This window comes from uncultured Jatrophihabitans sp., from assembly GCF_964244045.1.
Lineage (GTDB): Bacteria > Actinomycetota > Actinomycetes > Mycobacteriales > Jatrophihabitantaceae > Jatrophihabitans.
In genome coordinates this window covers 51845-71796 of record NZ_CAXTHK010000008.1, presented here as the reverse complement: position 1 = coordinate 71796, position 19952 = coordinate 51845, and the positions used below count along the sequence as shown (strand labels likewise).

The window sequence follows — 19952 nt, the reverse complement described above, 5'->3', positions numbered from 1 at the left end:
ACCAGGGAGCGCGATGACCGAGCGTATGGCCCCGGCCGACGTCGCGTGCCTGCATCGCGAGACCCGCACCGCCCCGCAGCACGTCGGTGAGCTGGCGGTGTTCGCCGAACCACCCGCCGGCTTCGACTACGACCGGCTGGTGCGATTGCTCGAGGAACGCATCTCGCTGGCGCCGCGGTACCGGCAGAAGGTCGTCGAGGTGCCCGCGCATCTCGCCAACCCGTTGTGGGTCGACGATCCGAACTTCGACATCACGTATCACGTCCGGCGCTCGGCGTTGCCCCGGCCGGGCACCGACGCGCAGCTGCTGGAGTTCTGTGCCCGCATCCAGTCGCGGCGTCTCGACCGATCGCGGCCGCTCTGGGAGATGTACCTCGTCGAGGGCCTGGCCGGCGGCCGGGTGGCCATCGTGACGAAGACGCACGAGGCGATGATTGGCGAGCCCGACGGCATCGACATCGCCCAGGTCATCCTCGACGCCGCGCCGGCGCCCCGCCGCACGGTAGAGGCCCTCTGGATGCCAGGTCCGCAGCCGGGCGCGGCGGAGCTCGTCCGCGAAGCCGCGGTCGAACTCGCGCGCCGGCCCATCGCGCTGGCCGACACGGCCCGCGCGGCGGCTCGTGACCTCGGGTCGACGGTGTCGCGGGTGACGTCGATGGCCGGCGGGTTCCTCTCGCTGGGGTCGGCGCTGCTGCGCTCACCCACCCCGTCGCCGTTGAGTGCGGAGCTGAGTGAGCAACGCCGGCTGGCGGTCGCCCGAACGATGCTGCCGGACTACCGGCTGGTACGCGACAGCTTCGGCGGCACGCTGAACGACGCGATGCTGACGGTCGTGGCCGGCGCGCTGCGCGGGTGGCTGCTCTCGCGAGAGGCGCCGTTGCGAGCCGCCACGTCGGTGCGCGTGCTCGTGCCGATGGGCGTCACCGACGGGCGCGCCGTGGAAGACGGGGCCGTGCCGCACACCTCGACCCGCCCAGGCGGCGTGCGGCCGCTGCTCGTCGACCTGCCGGTGGGCGAGCCCGATCCGGTGCTGCGACTGGCCCAGGTGCGTTACGCGATGGCCACGCACCGCAACTCCGGGCGGGCCGTCGGCGCCGATACGCTCGCCTCCCTGAGCGGGTTCGCGCCGCCGACGCTGCACGCGCTCGGCGCCCGCGCAGCGGTCGGGCTCACCCGGCGCATGTTCAGCCTGGTGATCACGAACGTCCCGGGACCGCAGTGGCCGCTGTACGCCGCCGGCGCCCGAATGACCGAGATGTTCCCGATCGTGCCGCTGAACCCCGGGCAGGTGTTCTCCATCGCACTGAGCTCCTACGACGGTGGGGTCTACTACGGCATCAACGCCGACCGCGACGCCGTGCCCGACGCCGGTTTGCTCGCCGAGCTGATCGAGGAGTCGCTGGCCGAGCTGGTCGGCGTTGCCGGCGGTCAGGCGCAACGCAGCCCGCTGGATCCCACCGGCCGTGAACGCGGCGTCCCACCACCGGAGCGAACGTCATGAGGGTCTACCTGCCGGCCACCACCGGCGTACTCGCCCGGCTGCTCGAACACGGGGCTGTCGGACCAGTGCCGCTGACCGGTTTCGCGGTCACGCCCGGGCTGCGCGAGTGGTATCTCGACGACGATGCCGAGGCGCTCGAGTACGCCGCGCTGACCGAGGCCGCTCGCGCGTCGCTGCGCCTGATCGACGCCGATCCCACAACGCCTCGCCGGCGCGTGGTGCTGGCCGTCGACGTCGCGGACCGGGCCGTCACGATTCGTGACGACCGCGATCGCGGAGTGGTCGAGCTCGCCGATGAGGTGCCGATGTCGTCGGTCGCCTCCGCCCATGTCGACGACGCCGCCGCCGAGCGCACCGTGGCCGAAGCGGCGGCCGCGGTCATCGCCGCAGACCTCGGTGACGGCGGAGCACAGGAGCTCGTCGACGACGCGGAGGGCCACGAGCTGTCGTGGTACGCCAACCAGGAGATCGCGGACCTGCTGGTCGCACTCCGGTAGGGCTCGCTCTGACCTCTGGCACCATCGGGTCATGGACGCGATCACCGCACCGCCGCCCCCGCACAACGAGGCGCAGCGCGCCTACGCCCCCGGCAGCGCCGAGCGCGCGAGCCTGCAGGCGGCGCTCGCCGAGCTGTCCGGTGAGCGGGCCGAGCTGACCATGACTGTCGGCGGCGTCGAGCGGATGGCCGGTGGCGAACGGATCCCGGTGGTGGCCCCGCATCGCCATGAGCTGGTGCTCGGCGACACTGCCGACGCCACCCCGGCCGACGTCGAGGCAGCGATCGGTGCCGCCCTGCAGGCGGCTGCCGCCTGGCGGGCCATGCCCTTCGACGAGCGGGCCGCGGTCTTTCTGCGCGCCGCCGACCTGCTCTCGACCACCTGGAGAGACCGGCTGAACGCGGCCACGATGCTGGGCCAGTCCAAGAGCGCCCGGCAGGCCGAGATCGACGCAGCGTGCGAGCTCGCGGACTTCCTGCGCTACAACGTGCATTTCGCCCGGCAGCTCCTGGAGCAGCAGCCGGTGAGCTCGCCGCTGACGTGGAACCGGCTCGACTACCGGCCGCTCGAGGGCTTCGTGCTGGCCATCACCCCCTTCAACTTCACCGCGATCGCCGGCAACCTGCCCTCGGCGCCGGCGCTCATGGGCAACGTGGTCGTCTGGAAGCCCTCGCCGACACAACAGCTGGCGGCGCACCACACCATGCGGCTCTTCGAGGCTGCGGGCCTGCCGGCCGGAGTGCTCAACATGGTCACCGGCAACGGCGCGGCGGTCAGCGCGGCCGCCTTGCCGCACCCCGCGCTGGCCGGCGTGCACTTCACCGGGTCGACCGCAACCTTCCAGCACCTGTGGCGCGAGGTCGGCACCCGCATCGGCTCGTACGCCACCTACCCGCGCCTGGTCGGGGAGACCGGCGGCAAGGACTTCGTGGTGGCGCACCCCAGCGCCGACCCGACCGCCCTGGTCACCGGCCTGGTGCGCGGCGCGTTCGAATACCAGGGCCAGAAGTGCTCGGCCGCCTCCCGTGCGTACGTACCGCGTTCGCTGTGGCAGGCGGGCGTGCGCGACGAACTGGTGGCCGTCACCGAGTCGCTGACCTACGGCGACGTCGCCGACCTCTCGAACTTCGGCGGGGCGGTCATCGACCGACGCGCGTTCGACCGGCTCAGCGGTGCGCTCGACCGGCTGCGCGCCGAGCCGTCGGCGACCGTCCTGGCCGGCGGCAAGGCCGACGACTCGGTCGGTTACTTCATCCGGCCCACCGTCGTCGAGAGCAGCGACCCGAGCACGGACATGTTCCGCGACGAGTACTTCGGCCCCATCCTGGCGGTACATGTCTACGACGACGCGCAGTGGACGCAGACGCTGACGCAGCTGGAGTCGGCGTCGCCGTACGCGCTCACCGGCGCCGTGTTCGGCCGTGACCGCGCGGCTGTGCTCGAGGCGCAGCAGACGTTGCGTTTCGCGGCCGGCAACTTCTACGTCAATGACAAGCCGACGGGCGCGGTCGTGGGCCAGCAGCCCTTCGGCGGTGGCCGCGCGTCGGGCACGAACGACAAGGCGGGCTCGATCTGGAACCTGACGCGCTGGGTGTCGCCGCGCGCGATCAAGGAGACGTTCGTGTCGGATACGGATCACCGCTACCCCCATATGGACTGAGACCTGCTGCCACCTGGATCCGGATCGGGTCTCCGACCGGGGCACCTCCGACGGCCCACGCCGGGTCGCCGATCAACCTGCCGCTCCCGGGCGGGTCGCTGCCGCGGGCGCGGGGCAGGCGCACGCCGAACAGCTCGCCGTCGATCGGGCCCGGGCGCAACGCGATGCCGCTGCGGCTGCGCCGCACCTCGGCCGCGAGCCCGCGGTAGGCCAGCGCCAGGTCGTCAGGGCGACCGGTGGCGAGCACAGCGAGTCGTGCCCGGGTGTCGCGGACCCACGCGAGCAACGCGTCCCCGACCTCGGTGTCGAGGAAGGCGTCGGTGTCGTCGACCAGCAGCAGGGTGGAGCAGTCAGCCGACGGGATGTTCCAGGCACGATCAGCTGGATCGAGCAGGCCGACGCCCAGCCGCTTCGCCAGCTCCGCGACGGGGGAGCGGGGCGGCGCGGCCACGAGCACCGGGCAGGCCGTCCGCACCGCCTCGGTCAGCGCGACGGACAGCACGCCGGAGCGTCCGGACCGCGGCGGTCCGCACACCAGCCACCGTCGCGACCCGGCGTAGGGATCGAGCGTGACGGGCGAGGCGTCGTCACCGCCCAGCCCGATCCGCAGCCGCTCGGCGGGCGGGCCTAGCTCGTCGATGGTGACGGAGGCCGGTAACGCGCGCACCCGCAGCCGGTCGACCAGCGGCCGAACTGCTGCGCGGGCGGACAGCTCGTCGACCGCGGCGCGAAGGGCCGCCGGGACACCCACGTGCCCGTCCGCCGGACAGGGAACCGCGACCTGGAACTCCACCCCGTCGTCAGCGCGTACTCCGCGGCCGGGTGGGAACGCGACGGGGAGGTCACGCGCGGAGATCCCCAGCGCGCCGTAGTCGGTGCGATCGCCCAGCCGCAGCGCGAGGCGGCGGTCGAACGCGCCGCTGAATCTCGGGGCGAGCAGCGAGCGGTCACCAGTGACCACGATGCTCACCGGACCCGACGTGCGGAGCAGGGCCGCAAGCCGCTGCTCGGTGCCGACCGCGGCGTCGTCATCGAGCACCGAGGTCACGACGTCCCATCCGTCGACGAGCAGCAGCCGCCTGCGCGTCGACGCGACCCCGGCAAGCCGTTCGAGCAAAGTGTCCACGAGCTCGAGTTCGTCCGGGCCCAGCGCAGTCGAGAGGTGCGGCAGACCGTGGAGCAGGGCGAGCAGGTCGCCGCGAGCGTCGACAACGTGCAGCTCGACCTCGGCGACGTCGTGCGTGCGCGCGGCAGCGAGGGCGATTGCAGCCAGCGCGGTGCTGCGTCCCGATCGCGTGGTGCCGAGCAGCAACATCGACGTGACCGGGTCGAGGACTACCTCCATGCTCGGTTGACGTTGCTGGTCCGGCACGTCGGCGAGAGCGAACGCGGCGGCAGGCAGCGTCCGCGCCGACACCAGGCCGGGCAGCGGTGCCAGCCACGGGCTCGACGCGGCCGCGCGTCCGGTGTCACGCGCTGCGGTCGCGACGGCGGACACGATCGTGTCGAGACCGCCCAGCGCGCGGTCGAGCTCGACGTTCCTGGGTTCGCCGGCGGTAAGCCGGGTGACGCGCGGACGGGACGTCGCGGGCGCGGTAATGGCCGGCCGGGCGGTTTGGAACACCCGCAGACCCGACCCGTCGCGCATCACCGCGCGTCCCGGTGTGGACGGGGCTATCGCGGCCGCGTCATCGGTGCCGACGACATCGACGGACTCGCCGGCTCCGGTGACCCGCAACGCGATGCGCAGGCTGGTGTTGGCGCGGATCTCGGGCGACACCACCGAGCCTGGACGCTGTGTGGCCAGCACCAGGTGCACGCCGAGCGAACGCCCGCGCTGCGCGACGCCGATCAGGCCTGGCACGAAGTCGGGTAGCTCGTCGGCAAGGGTGGCGAATTCGTCGACCACGATGACGAGGCGGGCGAGCGGGGGCACGGAACCCGCGGCCCGATAGGCCGGCAGGTCGACCACGCCGGCGTCACGCAGCAACACCTCACGCCGACGGATCTCCGCGTCGAGCGAGCGCAGTGCCCGGGCCGTCAGGTGCGGGTCGAGGTCCGTGACGAGCCCTGCGCAGTGCGGCAGCTCGGCGCACTCGGCGAAGGCCGCGCCGCCCTTGTAGTCGATCAGCAGCACGCTCACCTCGTCGGGAGGGTGGCGCAGGCACAGACCGGCCACGAACGTGCGCAGCAGCTCCGACTTGCCCGATCCGGTCGTGCCCGCGACGAGGGCGTGCGGCCCGTCGGCCTCGAGGTCGACGTCGAGCGCGCCGTCGGGGGTGCGGCCGAGAACGGTGTCGGCGCGACCGTTGCTTGCTGCCCAGGTCTGCGCGATCTCGGCTGCGTCTGCGGCGGCGAACCCGAGCAGGCCGGTCAGCGTGCAGTGTTGCGGCAGCCGGCCGGCGCGTCGAGCCTGGACGTCGACGAGCGGGGCCAGAGCACGCGCCGCCCGCTCGGCCCACTCGACGGTCACGGTGTCGGCGACCAGGTCATGCTCCTGAAGAGCGCCGTCGACGAGCCGGGCGCGTCCGTCGGCGTCGGCCACCACCGTCGTGCACCCGTCCGGCAGAAGCCCGGGTTCGGTGCGCAGCCACACCGCCGTGACACCGACGGCCGCGCCGCGAACGACAAGCTCGCTGAGCGCCGGCTCCGCCACGCCGTCGACGACGAGCACGACCGTCGAGCCGGACGGTGCGTCACCTGCGTGCGCACGTCGTTCGCGGTGGGCGACGTCGGCGCCCAGCTGCTCGATCACCTGCGCCCGCTCGCCGGCGGTGTCGACGATGCGGGCGTGCGGCAGCCAGCGAGCCCAGGCCCAGGAGTCGTCGCGGGCGAGCACGACGAGTGCGAGGTCGTCGGGCGCGTGGTGCACCGCGAGCTGGGCGACCCACCACCGGGCCATCGCCGCGCGCACCTCGGCAGGGCCGGCGAGCCCCATCGGTCGGGTACGTAGGTCGGCCACCACCGGTACGGCGTGCACCGTGCCACCCGGTCGATCGCGGCCGTCGTCGCGAACCAGCGTGCGGGCCGCAGTGCTGCCGCAGCCCACCCGCACGGCGAGCCAGTCAGGATCGGCAGGGCGGCGGGCCCAGATGTCGACGCCAGGGGTGTCGGCCATGAGCGCGAGCACCGCCGGGTCGGGAAACTCGACACGGCGCTGCTCGGTCTCGGCTGCCAGCGCGTCGCGCAACGCCTGCGCGGCCACGTGCGAGGCAGCTCGGTGCTCCGCGCCGGTCCGGCGGCGCAGGCGCCGACCGTGCCAGCGATCGCCGAGCGCGGTGCTCAGCAGCAACGCCGGTGACAGCAGACCGAAGAGCAGGAACAGCGTCGAGCCGGTGAACCACGCGAGACCGGCCGCGGCCAGTGCTGGCACCATGGCCGCGATCCACTGCACCGGGTGCGGACGATCCCGCGCGGGCTCCGCCGGCCACGCGATCACTTCGACGACCCCGGGCCGCAGCAACCGCGGCGCTCGATTGACCATCAGTACACCGTCGCCCGCCGAGACATCGGCCGCACGGACCGACGGCGCTGCCACCGACAGCAGCGAGTCGCCGAGCTGCAGCACGGCGCCCGGATCCAGCGCGGTCCCGGTGGGCGGTATCGGCCGGCCGTCGACGGTGCTGCCGTTCGTCGAGTCGTGATCGAGCACAGTGACGCGGCCAGCGGTGACCTCGAGCGTCGCATGCCGGCGGGAGATCCGCTCGTCGTCCAGGGTGATGTCGCAGCCCGCGTCACGACCGATCACCATCGCGCCGCGGTGCAGCGGGTGCACCCGGCCGGCCGCCGGGCCGGCAGTGACCCGCAGCGAGTACGGGTGGGTCGCGCGGAACGCCGTCGTGGGAGAGACGCCCACGATCGACCCGGTGCGCAGGCCCGTTTCGCTGACGGGTGTGTCGTCGGCGAGGGCTATGTCGTCGAGATAGAACGTGGTGTCCTCAGGCACGCCGGCGGCGCGGGCGAGCTCGGCGCGGGCGGCGCCGAACGGCGCGTCGACGGGTGCGTCGAGGCGGACGTCGCAGTCGCCGTGCGAGGTCCGCACGGTGAGGTCGATGAGCACCGGGCGAGTGTGGAACCGACCCCCGACAGCAGCCGCCCATCGCAGGCGTGGTTGTGGACAACATCGTCGTTCCGGCAACTTGTCCACAGTGCGGGCCGCAACGGCCCGAGGCTGTCGCCGGCCGGGCCTAACGTCGCCGCTCGTCAGCCCGTCCACGAAGGAGAGCCATGTCCAGTCTGAAGGTCACCCCCGCCCAGCTCGAGTCTCTTGGCCACAACACCCAGCGCGCGTCGGCCGAGGTGCGCGGCGAGCATCAGCAGTTGCGCACGCAGCTGTCGCCGCTGTTCGGCGCGGACTGGTCGGGCGCCGCCGCCGGCCAATTCACCGCCCTGTACGCCGACTTCGACCGACACGCTCGCGGGCTGTCGGACGCGCTCGACGGCATCGGCACGCTGCTGCTGCACGCGGGTGCGTCCTACGCCCAGGTCGAGACGGCCATCGCCGCGTCCTTCCGGTAGCCGACTACCGTCGCCGGGGTGGACGAGGTACTGCCGGTGGTCGAGGCCGCCGTCGTCGAGCACTTCGGGCATCAGCCGACTCGGGCGTCGGTGTCCTTCGTCGGTGTCGACCCGATCGAGGTGCTGCGCTTCGAACCGATCCCCGGCGAGCGGGCGTTCGTCACGCTCGGGATGTCGCGCCACCCGATGACCGGCGCCTCGGCGTCGATCTTGGACACCAGCGGCCCACGCGCCGAGCTGATGCTGCACATCCACGACCCGGTGGACGAGCACGTCGACGTCTGGCGGCGCCTGGCCCTGCTGGCCGCTGCACCGGCCGTCGAAGGAGTCGTCTACGTCGAGGGGATGAGCGTCGACCTCGGCGAGCCGCTCGTGCCGGGCTCGGCGTGCGTGGGCGCGGTGATCACGGCATCCGTGCTCCCCGACATCGACACCGCGCTCGGCACGATCCCGGTGCTGCAGGCCGTGCCCGCCACCGGCAACGAACTGGGTTGGTGCCGGGTGCGCGGTGGCGCAGCGCTGCTCGAACGGTGGCGCGACATCGGCACCGACCTGCTCGACCTCGGTCGGCGCTCCGTCGCGTTGGACTGAAAGACTGCGGTGCCCATCGGAGACGTTCGCAGGCAGAGGGAGCGCATCGTGCAGTTCGGTCGGTACTACGAGGAGTTCGAGGTCGGGGCGCTCTACAAGCACTGGCCAGGGAAGACGGTCACCGAGTACGACGACCACCTGTTCTGCCTGCTCACCATGAACCACCACCCGCTGCACCTGGACATCAACTACGCCGAGAACACCACCGACTTCGGCAAGAACGTCGTGGTCGGCAACTACATCTACTCGCTGCTGCTCGGCATGTCCGTCGCCGACGTCAGCGGCAAGGCGATCGCCAACCTCGAGGTCGAGTCGCTGCGGCACGTCGCCCCGACCTTCCACGGCGACACCATCTACGGCGAGACGACAGTGCTCGACAAGACGCCGTCGAAGTCCAAGACCGACCGGGGCGTCGTGTACGTCGAGACGATCGGCTACAACCAGGACGGCACCATCGTCTGCATCTTCCGGCGCAAGGTGATGGTGCCGACCCGCGAGTACATCGACGCCCGGGGCGGCGAGCAGCCCGGCCGCCCCGAACCCATCCCGCGCGACACGAAGTAGGTCAGCAGCGCGGTAGCAGGTCCCACTCCTGCAGGCAGTCGAGCAGGCCCTGCGACAGCGGCAACCGCATCAGCTCGGCGCGATCGAACCAGCGGGCGTCGGCGGCGTCGTCGCCGGCCCGCAGCGTGCCGCCGATGAGTTCGCAGACGAAGTCGTCGATGACGTAGATGCCGCCGTCGGGCGCGTCGCGTTCGACCCGCCCGGCCGGCCGGCCGACGGTGACGATCAGACCGGTCTCCTCCGCGACCTCACGCGCACACGCCTGCTCGGGGGTCTCGTCGGGCTCGCAGCGGCCACCCGGCACCGACCATGAGCCCAGGGATGGCGGCCGGCCCCGCTCGATCAGCAGCAGCCGCCCGGCGGCGTCGTGCACGATGCCACCGGCGCAGGGTTGGCGGGCACCCGTCACAGTCGCCGCAACGAGGTCACGGCGCGGCATCCCGGTGTGCAAGCGAAGGTGCGGTACGAACGGTCGAGGTACGCCGACGGTGCGCGCCGGAGCGAGGGGAGGCGAGTGCCGTGCAGAAGGTAATCATCGCGGTCGTCGTCATCCTGATCGTCGCCTACGTCGTGGCCTATCCCGGCCAGTCGGCCGACATGGTGCACTCCGGGTGGGGTCACACCAAGGGCATCGCGCACGGGCTCGGGGACTTCGTGAACAAGCTTCGCAGCTGACCTGCGATGCCTGCGTTCCTGCCGTCCGAACTGCCGATCCGGGCGACGACGCGGCAGCACTGGATCGTGCTGTTCCGCCGGGTGCACCGCTGGACGTTCGCCGCCTTCGTCGTCCTGCTGTTGCTTTCGCTCGTGTGGCCCTACCCATGGCTCATCCTGCTGATCCTTGCGGTGGGCACGGTGGCCCTGTGGCGCTACCTGCTGTGGCGCAACGAGCGCATCTACCTGACCGGCAAACGCATCGTGCGGATGGACGGCATCCCCGCAATCAGTAGGCACGAGGCGTGGTTGCGCGTCGACCGCATCTCCGGGGCTCAGTTCGAGGAGAAGTGGCTGGGCGGCCAGTTGAACTACGCCACCATCAAGCTCGAGGCACCCGGTGATCATCCGGGGGTCCGGCACCTGTACAAGGTCGGGCGGGCCAGCCCGTTCTACCTCGCCATGCGCGACACGGTCTTCGGCGAGACGTGGGCGCCGGACCCCGACGAGGATTCGTACGTGCCGTCCCACTACATCACCGAACCGCTGCCCGCCCTCGACGCCGACGCCGGTCGTCACCGCCGCGATCGCTGAGCGCGCCCGCCCGTAAAGTCGCTCGCAGCATGCGTATCGACCTGCACACCCATAGCACCGCCTCGGACGGGACGGACTCCCCGGCCGAGCTGATTCGTGCCGCGGCCGCCGCCGGGCTCGACGTCGTGGCGATCACCGACCACGACACCACCGGTGGCTGGGACGAGGCACTCGCGGCACGTCCGGACGGGTTGACGGTCGTGCCCGGCGTCGAGTTCTCGTGCGTGCACCACGACGCCGACGGGCGGCGGGTCAGCCTGCACCTGCTGGCCTACCTGGCCGATCCCGACAACGAGGCACTGCAGGCCGAGTGGACGCGGCTGCGCGCCGGGCGAGTCACCCGCGGCAAGCTCATGGTCGAAAACCTGGTCGCCGACGGGTACCCGATCAGCTGGGAGCAGGTCAGCGCACTCGCTGCCGACGGCTCGGTCGGCCGCCCGCACATCGGTCGCGCACTCGTCGACAGCGGCGTCGTGCCCGACGTGTCCGCCGCCTTCGGCGACCTGCTGTCCTCGCGTCGGCCCTACTACGTCCGCAAGCCCGACACCGATGTCTTCGAGGCCATCGCCCTGGTGCGCGGGGCGGGTGGGCTGCCCGTCTTCGCCCACCCGCTCGCCCGCCGCCGCGGCCCCGTCGTCAGCGACGAGACGATCGCAGCCATGGCCGCTGCCGGCCTGGTCGGGCTCGAGGTGCAGCACCCCGACCACGACGACGCCGACCGCGCTCACGCGGCCGAACTGACGCGCGATCTTGGGCTGCTGGGAACAGGTTCGTCGGACTACCACGGCACCAACAAGCCCACCCCGATCGGTGTCTGCCTCACCGATCCGGACGTCTACGAGCAGCTCGTCGCCCTGCCCACCGCTCGTACACCCGTCGGCCCGTGAGCGGCGCCGCCGAGCAGCTGACGTTCGACGACATGCCGGCGCGGCTGTTCTCGTGCACGCCGTCGCGGCTGGCCACCTTCAGCTGCCCACGCCGGTATCGGTTCACCTACCTCGACCGCCCGACGCCGCCCCGCGGCGCGCCCTGGGCGCGCACTACCGTTGGTGCCGTCGCCCACCTCGCGCTGGCGCAGTGGTGGTCGCTGCCGCGGGCCCACCGCACGCCCGACGAGGGCGCCTCGCTGGTCGAGCGCAACTGGCAGCCGTACGGCTTCCGCGACGACCTGCAGGCCAATCAGGCCTGCGTGGCCACCGCCGAGCACGTTCGCGACTACCTCACCGACCGAGTCACGAGCCGGGTCGACCCCGCCGTCGACCCCATCGGCGTGGAGCGGATGGTCGCCGTACGCACCGAGCAGCTGGCCGTCTCGGGGCGCGTCGACCGGATCGACGAGCGCGGCGACGAGCTGGTCATCGTCGACTACAAGACCGGGCGCAACCCGCTCGACACCGACGATGCGCGCGACTCGCAAGCGCTTGCGCTCTACGTCCTCGGGGCCCGTCGCACGCTGCGCCGGGCCTGCCGCCGCGTCGAGCTGCACCACCTGCCCACTGGCACGGTTGCCGCCTTCGAGCACACCGACGAGTCGCTACGCGCCCACCTCGACGGGGCAGAGCACACTGCCCAGCAGATCGTCGCAGCCACGGATCAGCTGACGGCCGGCGCGGACGCAGACGCCGTGTTCCCGGCCGCCGCGTCCGCGTCCTGCTCGTGGTGCGACTTCCGCGGTGTGTGCCCCGAGGGCCGCGCCGCCTCGGAGCCCTTCGAACCGTGGGCGGGGCTCGCCACCACGACCAGATGAGCTTCTGGTCCGTCTTGCTGCTGCTGGTCGCCGGCACCGCGGCTGGGCTGTCGGGCAGCATCGCCGGCCTCGCGTCGCTGTTCAGCTATCCGGCGCTGCTCGCGGTCGGTCTCGCACCGGTGACGGCGAACGTCACGAACACCGTTGCGCTGGTGTTCAACAGCGTCGGGTCGGTGTCCGGCTCGCGCCCTGAACTTGCCAGCCAATGGGGACGGGTGCGCCGCCTTGCCCCGGCCGGGGTCGCCGGCGGCATCGTCGGCGGCGCGCTGCTGCTGGTCGGGCCGGCCGGGGCCTTCGAGCGCATCGTGCCCTGGCTCATCGCCGTCGGGTCACTGACGATCCTGATCAACCCGCGGCCGCCGGTTGACCCCGACGCCCCGCCCCGGCGGGAGTCCCGGGCCGTCATCGCGGGCACCTTCGTCATCGGTATCTACGGCGGCTACTTCGGTGCCGCGGCCGGGGTGCTCCTGCTCGCGCTGCTGCTGGTCGCCACGTCGGAATCGCTTGCGCACAGCAACGCGGTCAAGAACGTGGTGCTCGGCGGGGCCAACGCGGTCGCCGCGGCGATCTTCGCCGTCTACGGTTCGGTCGACTGGCTGGCTGCGATCCCGCTGGCGGTGGGCTTGTTCATCGGCGGCCACACCGGGCCGATCGTCGTGCGGCGCACCCCGGCGCGATTGTTGCGGCGCGTCATCGCGGTCGCGGGGCTCGGGCTGGCCGGGTACCTGGGTTTCACGGCGTACACCTAGCAGCCGTTTGGGTTGTAGTGCTTGAGTGAAGCCATGACCGAGACAACGTACAAAGTGATCAACCCGGCCACCAACGAGACCGAGGCCGAGTACCCCACCACCACCGACGCCGAGATCCAGGACGTCCTGGCCCGTGCCGACGCGGGGTTCCACGCATGGCGCCGCACCAGCATCGAGGAGCGGGCCGGCATTCTGGCCCGGGTCGGCGAGCTGTTCACCGAGCGCCGCGACGACCTGGCGGCGATCATCACCCGCGAGATGGGCAAGCGCACGGTCGAGGCCAAGGGCGAGCTGTCGATCGTGATCGACATCTTCGGTTACTACGCCAAGGAGGGTCCGGCCATGCTCACCGAGACCCCCTTGAGCCCGCGGGCGGGCGGTCGGGCCCTGGTGCGCAAGGAGCCGATCGGCGCCCTGCTCGGCATCATGCCGTGGAACTTCCCCTACTACCAGGTGGCGAGACTGGCCGCGCCCAACCTGCTGGCCGGCAACACCATCGTGCTCAAACACGCCCCGCAGTGCCCCGAGTCGGCGCTCGCCATCGAACAACTGCTGCACGACGCAGGCGTGCCCGCCGACGCCTATATCAACGTGTTCGCCAGCAACGAGCAGATCGCCGACATGATCGCCGACCCGCGCATCGCCGGCGTTTCGGTCACCGGCAGCGAGCGGGCGGGCACCGCCGTGGCCGAGGTCGCCGGGCGCAACCTGAAGAAGGTCATCCTCGAGCTAGGCGGCTCCGACCCGTTCATCGTTCTTGACGGCGAGAACCTCGACAAGACGGTGAAGGCCGCCGTCATGGGCCGCATGCAGAACACCGGCCAGGCCTGCAATGCGGCCAAGCGGCTCATCGTCGTCGACTCGGTGTACGACGAGTTCGTCGAGAAGTTCAGCGCGGCGTTGGGCGGCATGACGGCTGGCGACCCGAGTGAGCCGGACACCCAGTTCGGACCGCTGTCCTCCGAGCAGGCCGCGGCCAACCTCATGGAGCAGATCGACGACGCGGTCGCCAAGGGCGCCACCGTGAAGGCGGGCGGCACCCGGGTCGACCGGCCGGGTGCGTACGTCCAGCCGACGGTCCTCACCGACGTCACCCCCGAGATGCGGGCGTACAGCGAGGAGCTGTTCGGTCCGGCCGCGGTCGTCTACCGCGTGGCCGACGCCGACGAGGCCGTCAAGCTCGCCAACGACTCGTCCTTCGGGCTCGGCGGCGTCGTGTTCGGAGCCGACGACGACCAGACCGCGGAGGTCGCCGACCGCCTGGACACCGGCATGGTGTGGATCAACAGCATGCAGGGCAGCATGGCCGATCTCCCGTTCGGCGGCACCAAGCGTTCGGGCGTGGGCCGGGAACTCGGCACGCTCGGCATCGACGAGTTCGTCAACAAGAAGTTGATCTACGCCCCGCGGGGATAGCGTGCAGGGGTGCTGCGCAGACTCCTCGTCCTGACCGTCGCCCTGCTCGCTGCCGTCGGCATCGCCGGGGTCGCTGCGGCCCCTGCGTTCGCCGACGACCCCGGAGCCCCGCCCGGCACGCCGACCGCCACGAACTTCGGCGGCGTGCCGAGCGTCGGCGCGGTGTTCGACGACGGGCTGGCGAATCCGCACAGTTGCTCGGCCAGCGTGGTGCTCACCCCGCGCGGCGGGCTGGTGCTGACCGCGGCGCACTGCATCGCGGGCAGTGGGGCCGGCCTGCTCTTCGCTCCCGGGTACGTCAACGGCCGAACGCCGTACGGCGTGTGGACGGTGCAGAAGGCCTGGGTGTCACCGCGGTGGGTGGCGACGCAGGACCCCAAGACCGATTACGCGTTCCTGCAGGTAGCGCCGCAGACGGTTGGCGGTCGGACGGTGCGCCTGCAGGACGTCACCGGCGGCTCGCTGCTCGGCGTTGCACCGCGGGCGGGTACGACCGTCACCAGCGTCGCCTACCCCTACGGCATCGACGACGAGCCGATCCAGTGCGTCAACACCATCGTGCTGACCCAGGGGTACCCCACGTTCAACTGTCACGGCTACCCCGGCGGGACGAGTGGCAGCCCGTTCCTGTTGACGCACCGCGGCCTGCCGAACATCGTCGTGGGACTGATCGGCGGCCTGAACCAGGGCGGTTGCTACGAGTGGAACTCGTTCTCGTCACCGTTCGGACGCGACACGTACATGACCTACTTGCGCGCGGCAACGGGACGGCCCGCCGACACCGTGCCCAGCGCGGGCAGCGACGGCTGTTGAACCGGTTAAACGCGATGCGCTAGCGTCTCGGGAGTGCTCGAGCTCGACGGATCCTCGCTGGCGGTTGCGGACATCGCGCGCGTGGCCGCCGGCGGCGAGACGGTCCGGGTCACCTCACTCGCCCGGGCAACAGCCGCGCAGGCATATGCCGATCAGGCGGCAGCGCGCCGCCCGGTCTACGGCCGCTCGACCGGGGTCGGCGGGAACCGGCTGATCCCGCTCGATGACGTGCTGCCCGGGGTCGGCGACGACCCCGCTTTGGCCCTGCTGCGCAGCCACGCCTCGTCGCTCGGGCCGCTGCGCTCACCCGAGCGCGTCCGGGCCACGTTGGTGGTCCGGCTCAACCAGCTGGCCGCCGGGGGGAGCGGCGTCGACCCGGTGGTGATCGACGGCCTGGCCACGATGATCGCTATCGATGCCCTGCCGCCGCTGCGTGAGCTGGGCGGTGTCGGCACCGGCGACCTGGCCGCCCTCGCGACGGTGGCCCTGACCCTGCTGGGCGAGATACCCGTCGCGCGTCCACTGCCGGCCCCGATCCCGGTCGGCATCGGCGACGCGCTGCCCCTGCTCTCGAGCAACGCAGCCACGATCGCGGACGCCGCGCTGGCCAGCACCGCGTTGCGTCACCTCGCCGAGGAGTCCTTACTCATCGCCGCCGCCACCTTTACGGGCGTGCGCGGGAACCCCGAGGCCTTCAGCCATGGGGTCGAAGAGGTCACGCCGTTTCCCGGCGCGCAGCAGGTGTGCCGTCGGATGAGGGAGCTCGTCGACGTCGAGAGCGGGGGAGCCCGCATCCAGGATCCGTTCGCGCTGCGGGCGCTGCCCCAGGTACACGGCCCGCTGCTCGACACCCTGAACACACTCGACGCAGTGGTGAGCAAGCTGTCCAACGCGCCGAGCGAGAACCCGATCTTCCTGCCGCACGAGGAGGTCGCCCACCACGGCGGCTTCCACGTGGCCTACCTGGCCCAGGCCCTCGACGCGGTGCGGCTGGCCCTGGCTCAGGCCGCGCAGCTGTCGCTGGCCCGGCTGTCGATGCTGTGCGACCCGTCGATCACCGGGTTGCCGCCGTTCCTCGGCGACGGTCGTCCCGGGGCGTCGGGGGTGATGACGGTGGAGTACGTCGTCGCCTCGGCACTGTCGTCCCTGCGTGCGCTCGCGACGCCGGCCAGCCTGCAGACGGTGACGCTCTCGCACGGCGTGGAAGAGGACGCCAGTTTCGCCTCGCTGGGGGCGCGACAGGCGCTTGACGCGGTTGGCGTCTACCGCAGCGTGCTGGCCGGCGAACTGATCGCCGCGGTGCGCTGCCTGCGGATGCGCAAGCTGGAACCGGCGCCGCTCGCCGGGTGGCTGACCCGCTGCGCCGGGATCAACCCGTCGCTAGCCGACCGGGACCTGACCGCAGACCTGCTGCTTGCGCAGGATCTGCTGACGGACCGAACGTGGGAATCTGTGCTAGGACGGGACATACTGCAGTGGTGACGACCACAGCCGCTCGTACCCTGCACGTCCCCAGCCCGCCGACCTTCGACTCGATCGAAACCGAGCGCGCACACCGCAAGACCACGCTCGCCGTCGCGTTCCGGATGTTCAGCAAGGCCGGCCTGGACGAGGGCGTGGCCGGCCACGTCACCGTGCGCGATCCCGAGTTCCCGCACACCTTCTGGGTCAACCCGTTCGGGCTGCACTTCGCGATGGTGCGCAGCTCCGACCTGGTCCGGGTCGACGCTGAAGGCGACGTCCTCGAGGGCGACCGGGCCGTCAACCAAGCCGCGGTCGCCATCCATTGCGCGGTGCACGCGGCCCGACCCGACATCGTCGCGGCGGCGCATGCGCACGGCCCGTACGGCAAGACGCTCTCCGCGCTCGAGATGGGCATCGAACCGCTGACCCAGGACGCCTGCGCGTTCTACGACGACTTCGGCGTGTTCGACGATTTCACCGGCGTGGTCCTGGACCCCGAGGAGGGCCGACGCATCGGCGCGGCCCTCGGTTCGCACAAGGCCGTCATCCTGCGCAACCACGGCATACTCACCGTCGGCGAGACGGTCGACAGTGCGGCCTGGTGGTTCCTGACCCTCGAACGCACCGCACAGAGCCAGCTGATGGCCTATGCGGCCGCCGCCGGGCTGGGTTCGCAGCCGCGCCAGATCGGCGACGCGGAGGCGACGATCACCCGTGGGCAGGTCGGCAACGAGCACGCCGGCTGGTTCCAGTTCCAGCCGCTGCGTGAGCGCATCCTGCGCGACCACCCCGACGTGGCTGACTGAGCGGTCAGCGCCAGAAGTCGAGCAGCACCGTTAGGAGGTCGACGGGGTTTTCGACGGCCGCCGAGTGCGCGGCGTGCGAGACCACGGCGTACCGCGCGCCGAGCCGCTCGGCCATGTCCTGCTGCGTCGCCGGATCCCACGCGTCGTCGTGCTCGCCGTGCACGACGAGGGCGGGCACACCGGTCGCGGCGAGCTCCGCGACGCGATCGGGTTCGAGCCGCAACGCCTCGCCCATACCCTGCAGCATGGCCGGTGAGCCGGCGAGGAAGCGCTGACGCAGGAACTCCGCGAGCTCGACCGGCGGCTCGACGTATCCGGGCTCAGCGGTGGCAGCCGCCTGCATCGCCGCATAGACGCCGTTGAGGCCGGACGCGGCCAGGAGTGGCTCGAGCTGCTCGATGCGCTTCCGTCGCACCCCACCCAGCGCGGCCGGACCGGACGACAGCAGCACAAGCGAGGCGAAGGCGGACGGTGCGGCGATCACCGCGGCCCGCGCAACGAGTCCACCGAACGAGTGGCCGAGCAGACGGACGCCCGGACCCAGTAGCTGCGCGGCCGCCACCACGGTTCTGGCCAGGGCGTCGGGGCGGTAGGCGTCCGGGTCGTCGGGGCCGGGGGACTCGTACTGCCCGGGCAGGTCGATGGCCACCGCGCGCAACCCCGCCTCGCCGATCGGACCCAGCAGCGGCGCGAAGTCCTCCTTGCTGCCGGTGTACCCGGGCACGAGCAGCACCGGCGGCGCAGCCGACGGCCCGGCCGTCAGCGCGACCAGGGACGCACCGTCGATCTCGAGCAGCTCCGTCACCGACACTCACCCCGACCACTCGCTGCGCTCGGGCCCGGCCTCGCGCCGATACGCGGCTGCGCCGCGATGATCACATCGTTCGCTCCGCAAGCGTCGCTCACCGGTACGCCACGGTGCCGGCCGGGCCGGTTGCCAGCTCACCCGCTCCGAGTGGGTAGATCGACGAGCCGGCCGGGGGGAGCGGGGTCAAGGTGACCGCGTGGACCACCTGTCCGGAGACGCCGTCGAGCACGGCTGCGCCCGTCGACGTCGGGACGGTGATGCGCGCGTCGTCGATGGTGAGGTCGGCCGAATCCGCAGTGGGCACGGCGGTCAACGGCGCGGTCACGCTGCGGGCCCAGGTCGGCCGGTTGGGATCGCCGCCCAGCGCGGCCGCCACGCCGCGCACCGTCACCAGCAGGTCGTCGCCCGCCGAGGTCACCGTGATGGCGCCCGACGCGGCCGGCGCGGGGGACAACGTGGTCGATCCGTTCGGCTGGCCGCTGGTCGAGCTGAACAGGTCGAGCTCGCTGGTCGTGGTGTTCAACGCCGACACCCTGTTGTCGACGGAGACCGGTACGTCGGTGTTGCCGATCAAATTCCAGATGATCTTGTCGTAGTTGGTGGGGTTCTTGCTCTTGTCGTCGGCCGGGTCGTTGCTACGCAGCAGCAGCTGCGGTCCCCGTCCACAGAACTTCAACGTGCCGCAGCCGGGGTCGGTGCAGGTCTGGCTGATCAGGACGTTCAGGCTGCCCAGCACAGCTCGCTGGATGCTGCACCCGAAGCGGGTGTAGACCCACTTGTCGTACGGCTGGGTCCCGCCGGTCTGGATCGTGTAGATGACGCCGGCGGTCGTGAACATGACCAGGTCGTTCATGACCTGGATCTGCGGGTGGCCGTTCAGCGGCCGGCCGTCCTCGTCGAGCGTGCGGGTCCACCTCCGGCGCCCCGTGCCGGAGTCGAGCCCGGTGAGTTCGTCGCAGTTGCCGCCGACCTCGTAGACCGCGACCGTTGTGCCCTGTGCCTGCGCAGCTGCGCACACCGTTCGGTTCGAGCGCGTGTATGACCAGGTCTGCTTGCCGGTGCGGGCGTCGACCCCGCGGACCGTGTGCCGGCTGTAGACCACGACCGTGCCGCCGGAACGCGGGTTGCCGATCGCGGCGCTGTCGCTGGTGCGCCATGCGACCTGTGCAGCGGCGGCCGGCGAGGCGATAGCCAGGTTGGCCGGCGGTGCGGTCACGGTGCGCAGCGTGGTGTTGGCTGCCTCGCCTCGCGACCAGGCGATGGACACCGTCACGACAAGCGCAACGACGATCGCGCCGACGACGGAGAAGTACACGAGCCGCTGTTTGCGCAGCCCGACGCGGTAGCGCGCAAGCGCCGCGTCCGACTCCTCCGCCGGCGCGTCAACCCGTGACGCTGTCATGCGACGACGTAGTCGGAGCAGGACGAGGGGGCGTGGCCTTCGGCGCCCGGAGCGCAGCGGAGGGTGGTCATGCGACGACGCAGTCGGAGCAGGACAGATCGGAATGGCCTTCGGCGCCCGGAGCGCAGCGGAGGGTGGTCATGCGACGACGCAGTCGGAGCAGGACAG

Annotated in this window: 19 protein-coding genes; 15 read left to right on the top strand and 4 right to left on the bottom strand. The window is 71.7% G+C overall.

Annotation, left to right across the window (positions count from 1 at the left end; translation table 11 throughout):
- Window positions 1–13: 13 nt before the first annotated feature.
- Genes ACFFC4_RS08515 through pruA form a run of 3 tightly spaced genes read left to right on the top strand, consistent with a single transcriptional unit; the run spans window position 14 to window position 3658 of the window.
- The gene (locus ACFFC4_RS08515; RefSeq protein ID WP_375499749.1) at window positions 14–1501 is read left to right on the top strand and encodes a wax ester/triacylglycerol synthase family O-acyltransferase; all 1488 of its coding nucleotides are present in this window, start codon (window positions 14–16) and stop codon (window positions 1499–1501) included.
- Complete coding sequence (locus ACFFC4_RS08510; RefSeq protein WP_375499747.1) at window positions 1498–1998, top strand: DUF6912 family protein; 501 nt, start codon at window positions 1498–1500, stop codon at window positions 1996–1998. The genes ACFFC4_RS08515 and ACFFC4_RS08510 overlap by 4 nt, the downstream gene beginning before the upstream one ends.
- Before the next feature lie 31 nt (window positions 1999–2029).
- The gene (gene pruA, locus ACFFC4_RS08505) at window positions 2030–3658 is read left to right on the top strand and encodes an L-glutamate gamma-semialdehyde dehydrogenase (RefSeq protein WP_375499745.1); all 1629 of its coding nucleotides are present in this window, start codon (window positions 2030–2032) and stop codon (window positions 3656–3658) included.
- On the opposite strand, the gene ACFFC4_RS08500 is transcribed toward pruA, so the two are convergent.
- A complete protein-coding gene (locus ACFFC4_RS08500; protein WP_375499743.1) occupies window positions 3606–7718 on the bottom strand; it encodes an FtsK/SpoIIIE domain-containing protein in 4113 nt (1370 codons plus the stop codon). The two genes, pruA and ACFFC4_RS08500, sit on opposite strands and share 53 nt — an antisense overlap.
- Before the next feature lie 167 nt (window positions 7719–7885).
- Here ACFFC4_RS08500 and ACFFC4_RS08495 point away from each other — a divergent pair, with 167 nt between their 5' ends.
- From ACFFC4_RS08495 to ACFFC4_RS08485, 3 genes are read left to right on the top strand one after another with little or no spacing between them, the layout of a single operon-like run.
- Window positions 7886–8176, top strand: a complete 291-nt coding sequence (locus ACFFC4_RS08495; RefSeq protein ID WP_375499741.1) for a WXG100 family type VII secretion target — start codon at window positions 7886–7888, stop codon at window positions 8174–8176.
- Between the two features lie 18 nt (window positions 8177–8194).
- Window positions 8195–8767 (top strand): suppressor of fused domain protein, encoded by a 573-nt coding sequence (locus ACFFC4_RS08490; protein ID WP_375499739.1) that lies wholly within the window; start codon window positions 8195–8197, stop codon window positions 8765–8767.
- A 48-nt stretch (window positions 8768–8815) separates the two neighbouring features.
- Window positions 8816–9331, top strand: a complete 516-nt coding sequence (locus tag ACFFC4_RS08485; RefSeq protein ID WP_375499737.1) for a MaoC family dehydratase — start codon at window positions 8816–8818, stop codon at window positions 9329–9331.
- A 1-nt stretch (window position 9332) separates the two neighbouring features.
- Here the strand turns inward: ACFFC4_RS08485 and ACFFC4_RS08480 are convergent, their stop codons facing one another.
- On the bottom strand, window positions 9333–9770 hold the full coding sequence (locus ACFFC4_RS08480; RefSeq protein WP_375499735.1) for an NUDIX hydrolase: 438 nt from the start codon (window positions 9768–9770) through the stop codon (window positions 9333–9335).
- An 80-nt stretch (window positions 9771–9850) separates the two neighbouring features.
- On the opposite strand from ACFFC4_RS08480, the gene ACFFC4_RS08475 reads away from it, so the two are divergent.
- The 9 genes from ACFFC4_RS08475 to ACFFC4_RS08435 are packed head-to-tail and all read left to right on the top strand — an operon-like array spanning window position 9851 to window position 17574.
- On the top strand, window positions 9851–10006 hold the full coding sequence (locus tag ACFFC4_RS08475; protein ID WP_375499733.1) for a hypothetical protein: 156 nt from the start codon (window positions 9851–9853) through the stop codon (window positions 10004–10006).
- 6 nt (window positions 10007–10012) lie between these two features.
- Window positions 10013–10579, top strand: coding sequence for a hypothetical protein (locus ACFFC4_RS08470; protein WP_375499731.1), 567 nt, complete (start codon window positions 10013–10015; stop codon window positions 10577–10579).
- A gap of 29 nt (window positions 10580–10608) precedes the next feature.
- Window positions 10609–11466: a PHP domain-containing protein gene (locus ACFFC4_RS08465; protein ID WP_375499729.1), complete on the top strand. Its 858-nt coding sequence runs from the start codon at window positions 10609–10611 to the stop codon at window positions 11464–11466.
- Complete coding sequence (locus tag ACFFC4_RS08460; RefSeq protein ID WP_375499727.1) at window positions 11463–12326, top strand: RecB family exonuclease; 864 nt, start codon at window positions 11463–11465, stop codon at window positions 12324–12326. The genes ACFFC4_RS08465 and ACFFC4_RS08460 overlap by 4 nt, the downstream gene beginning before the upstream one ends.
- Window positions 12323–13075 (top strand): sulfite exporter TauE/SafE family protein, encoded by a 753-nt coding sequence (locus ACFFC4_RS08455; RefSeq protein WP_375499725.1) that lies wholly within the window; start codon window positions 12323–12325, stop codon window positions 13073–13075. The genes ACFFC4_RS08460 and ACFFC4_RS08455 overlap by 4 nt, the downstream gene beginning before the upstream one ends.
- A gap of 33 nt (window positions 13076–13108) precedes the next feature.
- Entirely contained in the window at window positions 13109–14491 is a 1383-nt protein-coding gene (locus tag ACFFC4_RS08450) for an NAD-dependent succinate-semialdehyde dehydrogenase (RefSeq protein ID WP_375499723.1), read from the top strand.
- A 9-nt stretch (window positions 14492–14500) separates the two neighbouring features.
- The gene (locus ACFFC4_RS08445) at window positions 14501–15304 is read left to right on the top strand and encodes a trypsin-like serine peptidase (protein WP_375499721.1); all 804 of its coding nucleotides are present in this window, start codon (window positions 14501–14503) and stop codon (window positions 15302–15304) included.
- Between the two features lie 33 nt (window positions 15305–15337).
- Window positions 15338–16786 (top strand): aromatic amino acid lyase, encoded by a 1449-nt coding sequence (locus ACFFC4_RS08440; RefSeq protein ID WP_375499719.1) that lies wholly within the window; start codon window positions 15338–15340, stop codon window positions 16784–16786.
- Complete coding sequence (locus tag ACFFC4_RS08435) at window positions 16783–17574, top strand: class II aldolase/adducin family protein (protein WP_375499717.1); 792 nt, start codon at window positions 16783–16785, stop codon at window positions 17572–17574. Before ACFFC4_RS08440 ends, ACFFC4_RS08435 begins: the two co-directional genes overlap by 4 nt.
- Before the next feature lie 4 nt (window positions 17575–17578).
- On the opposite strand, the gene ACFFC4_RS08430 is transcribed toward ACFFC4_RS08435, so the two are convergent.
- Together ACFFC4_RS08430 and ACFFC4_RS08425 are read right to left on the bottom strand one after the other, a co-directional pair.
- A complete protein-coding gene (locus tag ACFFC4_RS08430) occupies window positions 17579–18379 on the bottom strand; it encodes an alpha/beta fold hydrolase (protein ID WP_375499715.1) in 801 nt (266 codons plus the stop codon).
- Between the two features lie 97 nt (window positions 18380–18476).
- Window positions 18477–19784, bottom strand: a complete 1308-nt coding sequence (locus ACFFC4_RS08425) for a PQQ-binding-like beta-propeller repeat protein (protein WP_375499713.1) — start codon at window positions 19782–19784, stop codon at window positions 18477–18479.
- Between the last annotated feature and the right edge of the window lie 168 nt (window positions 19785–19952).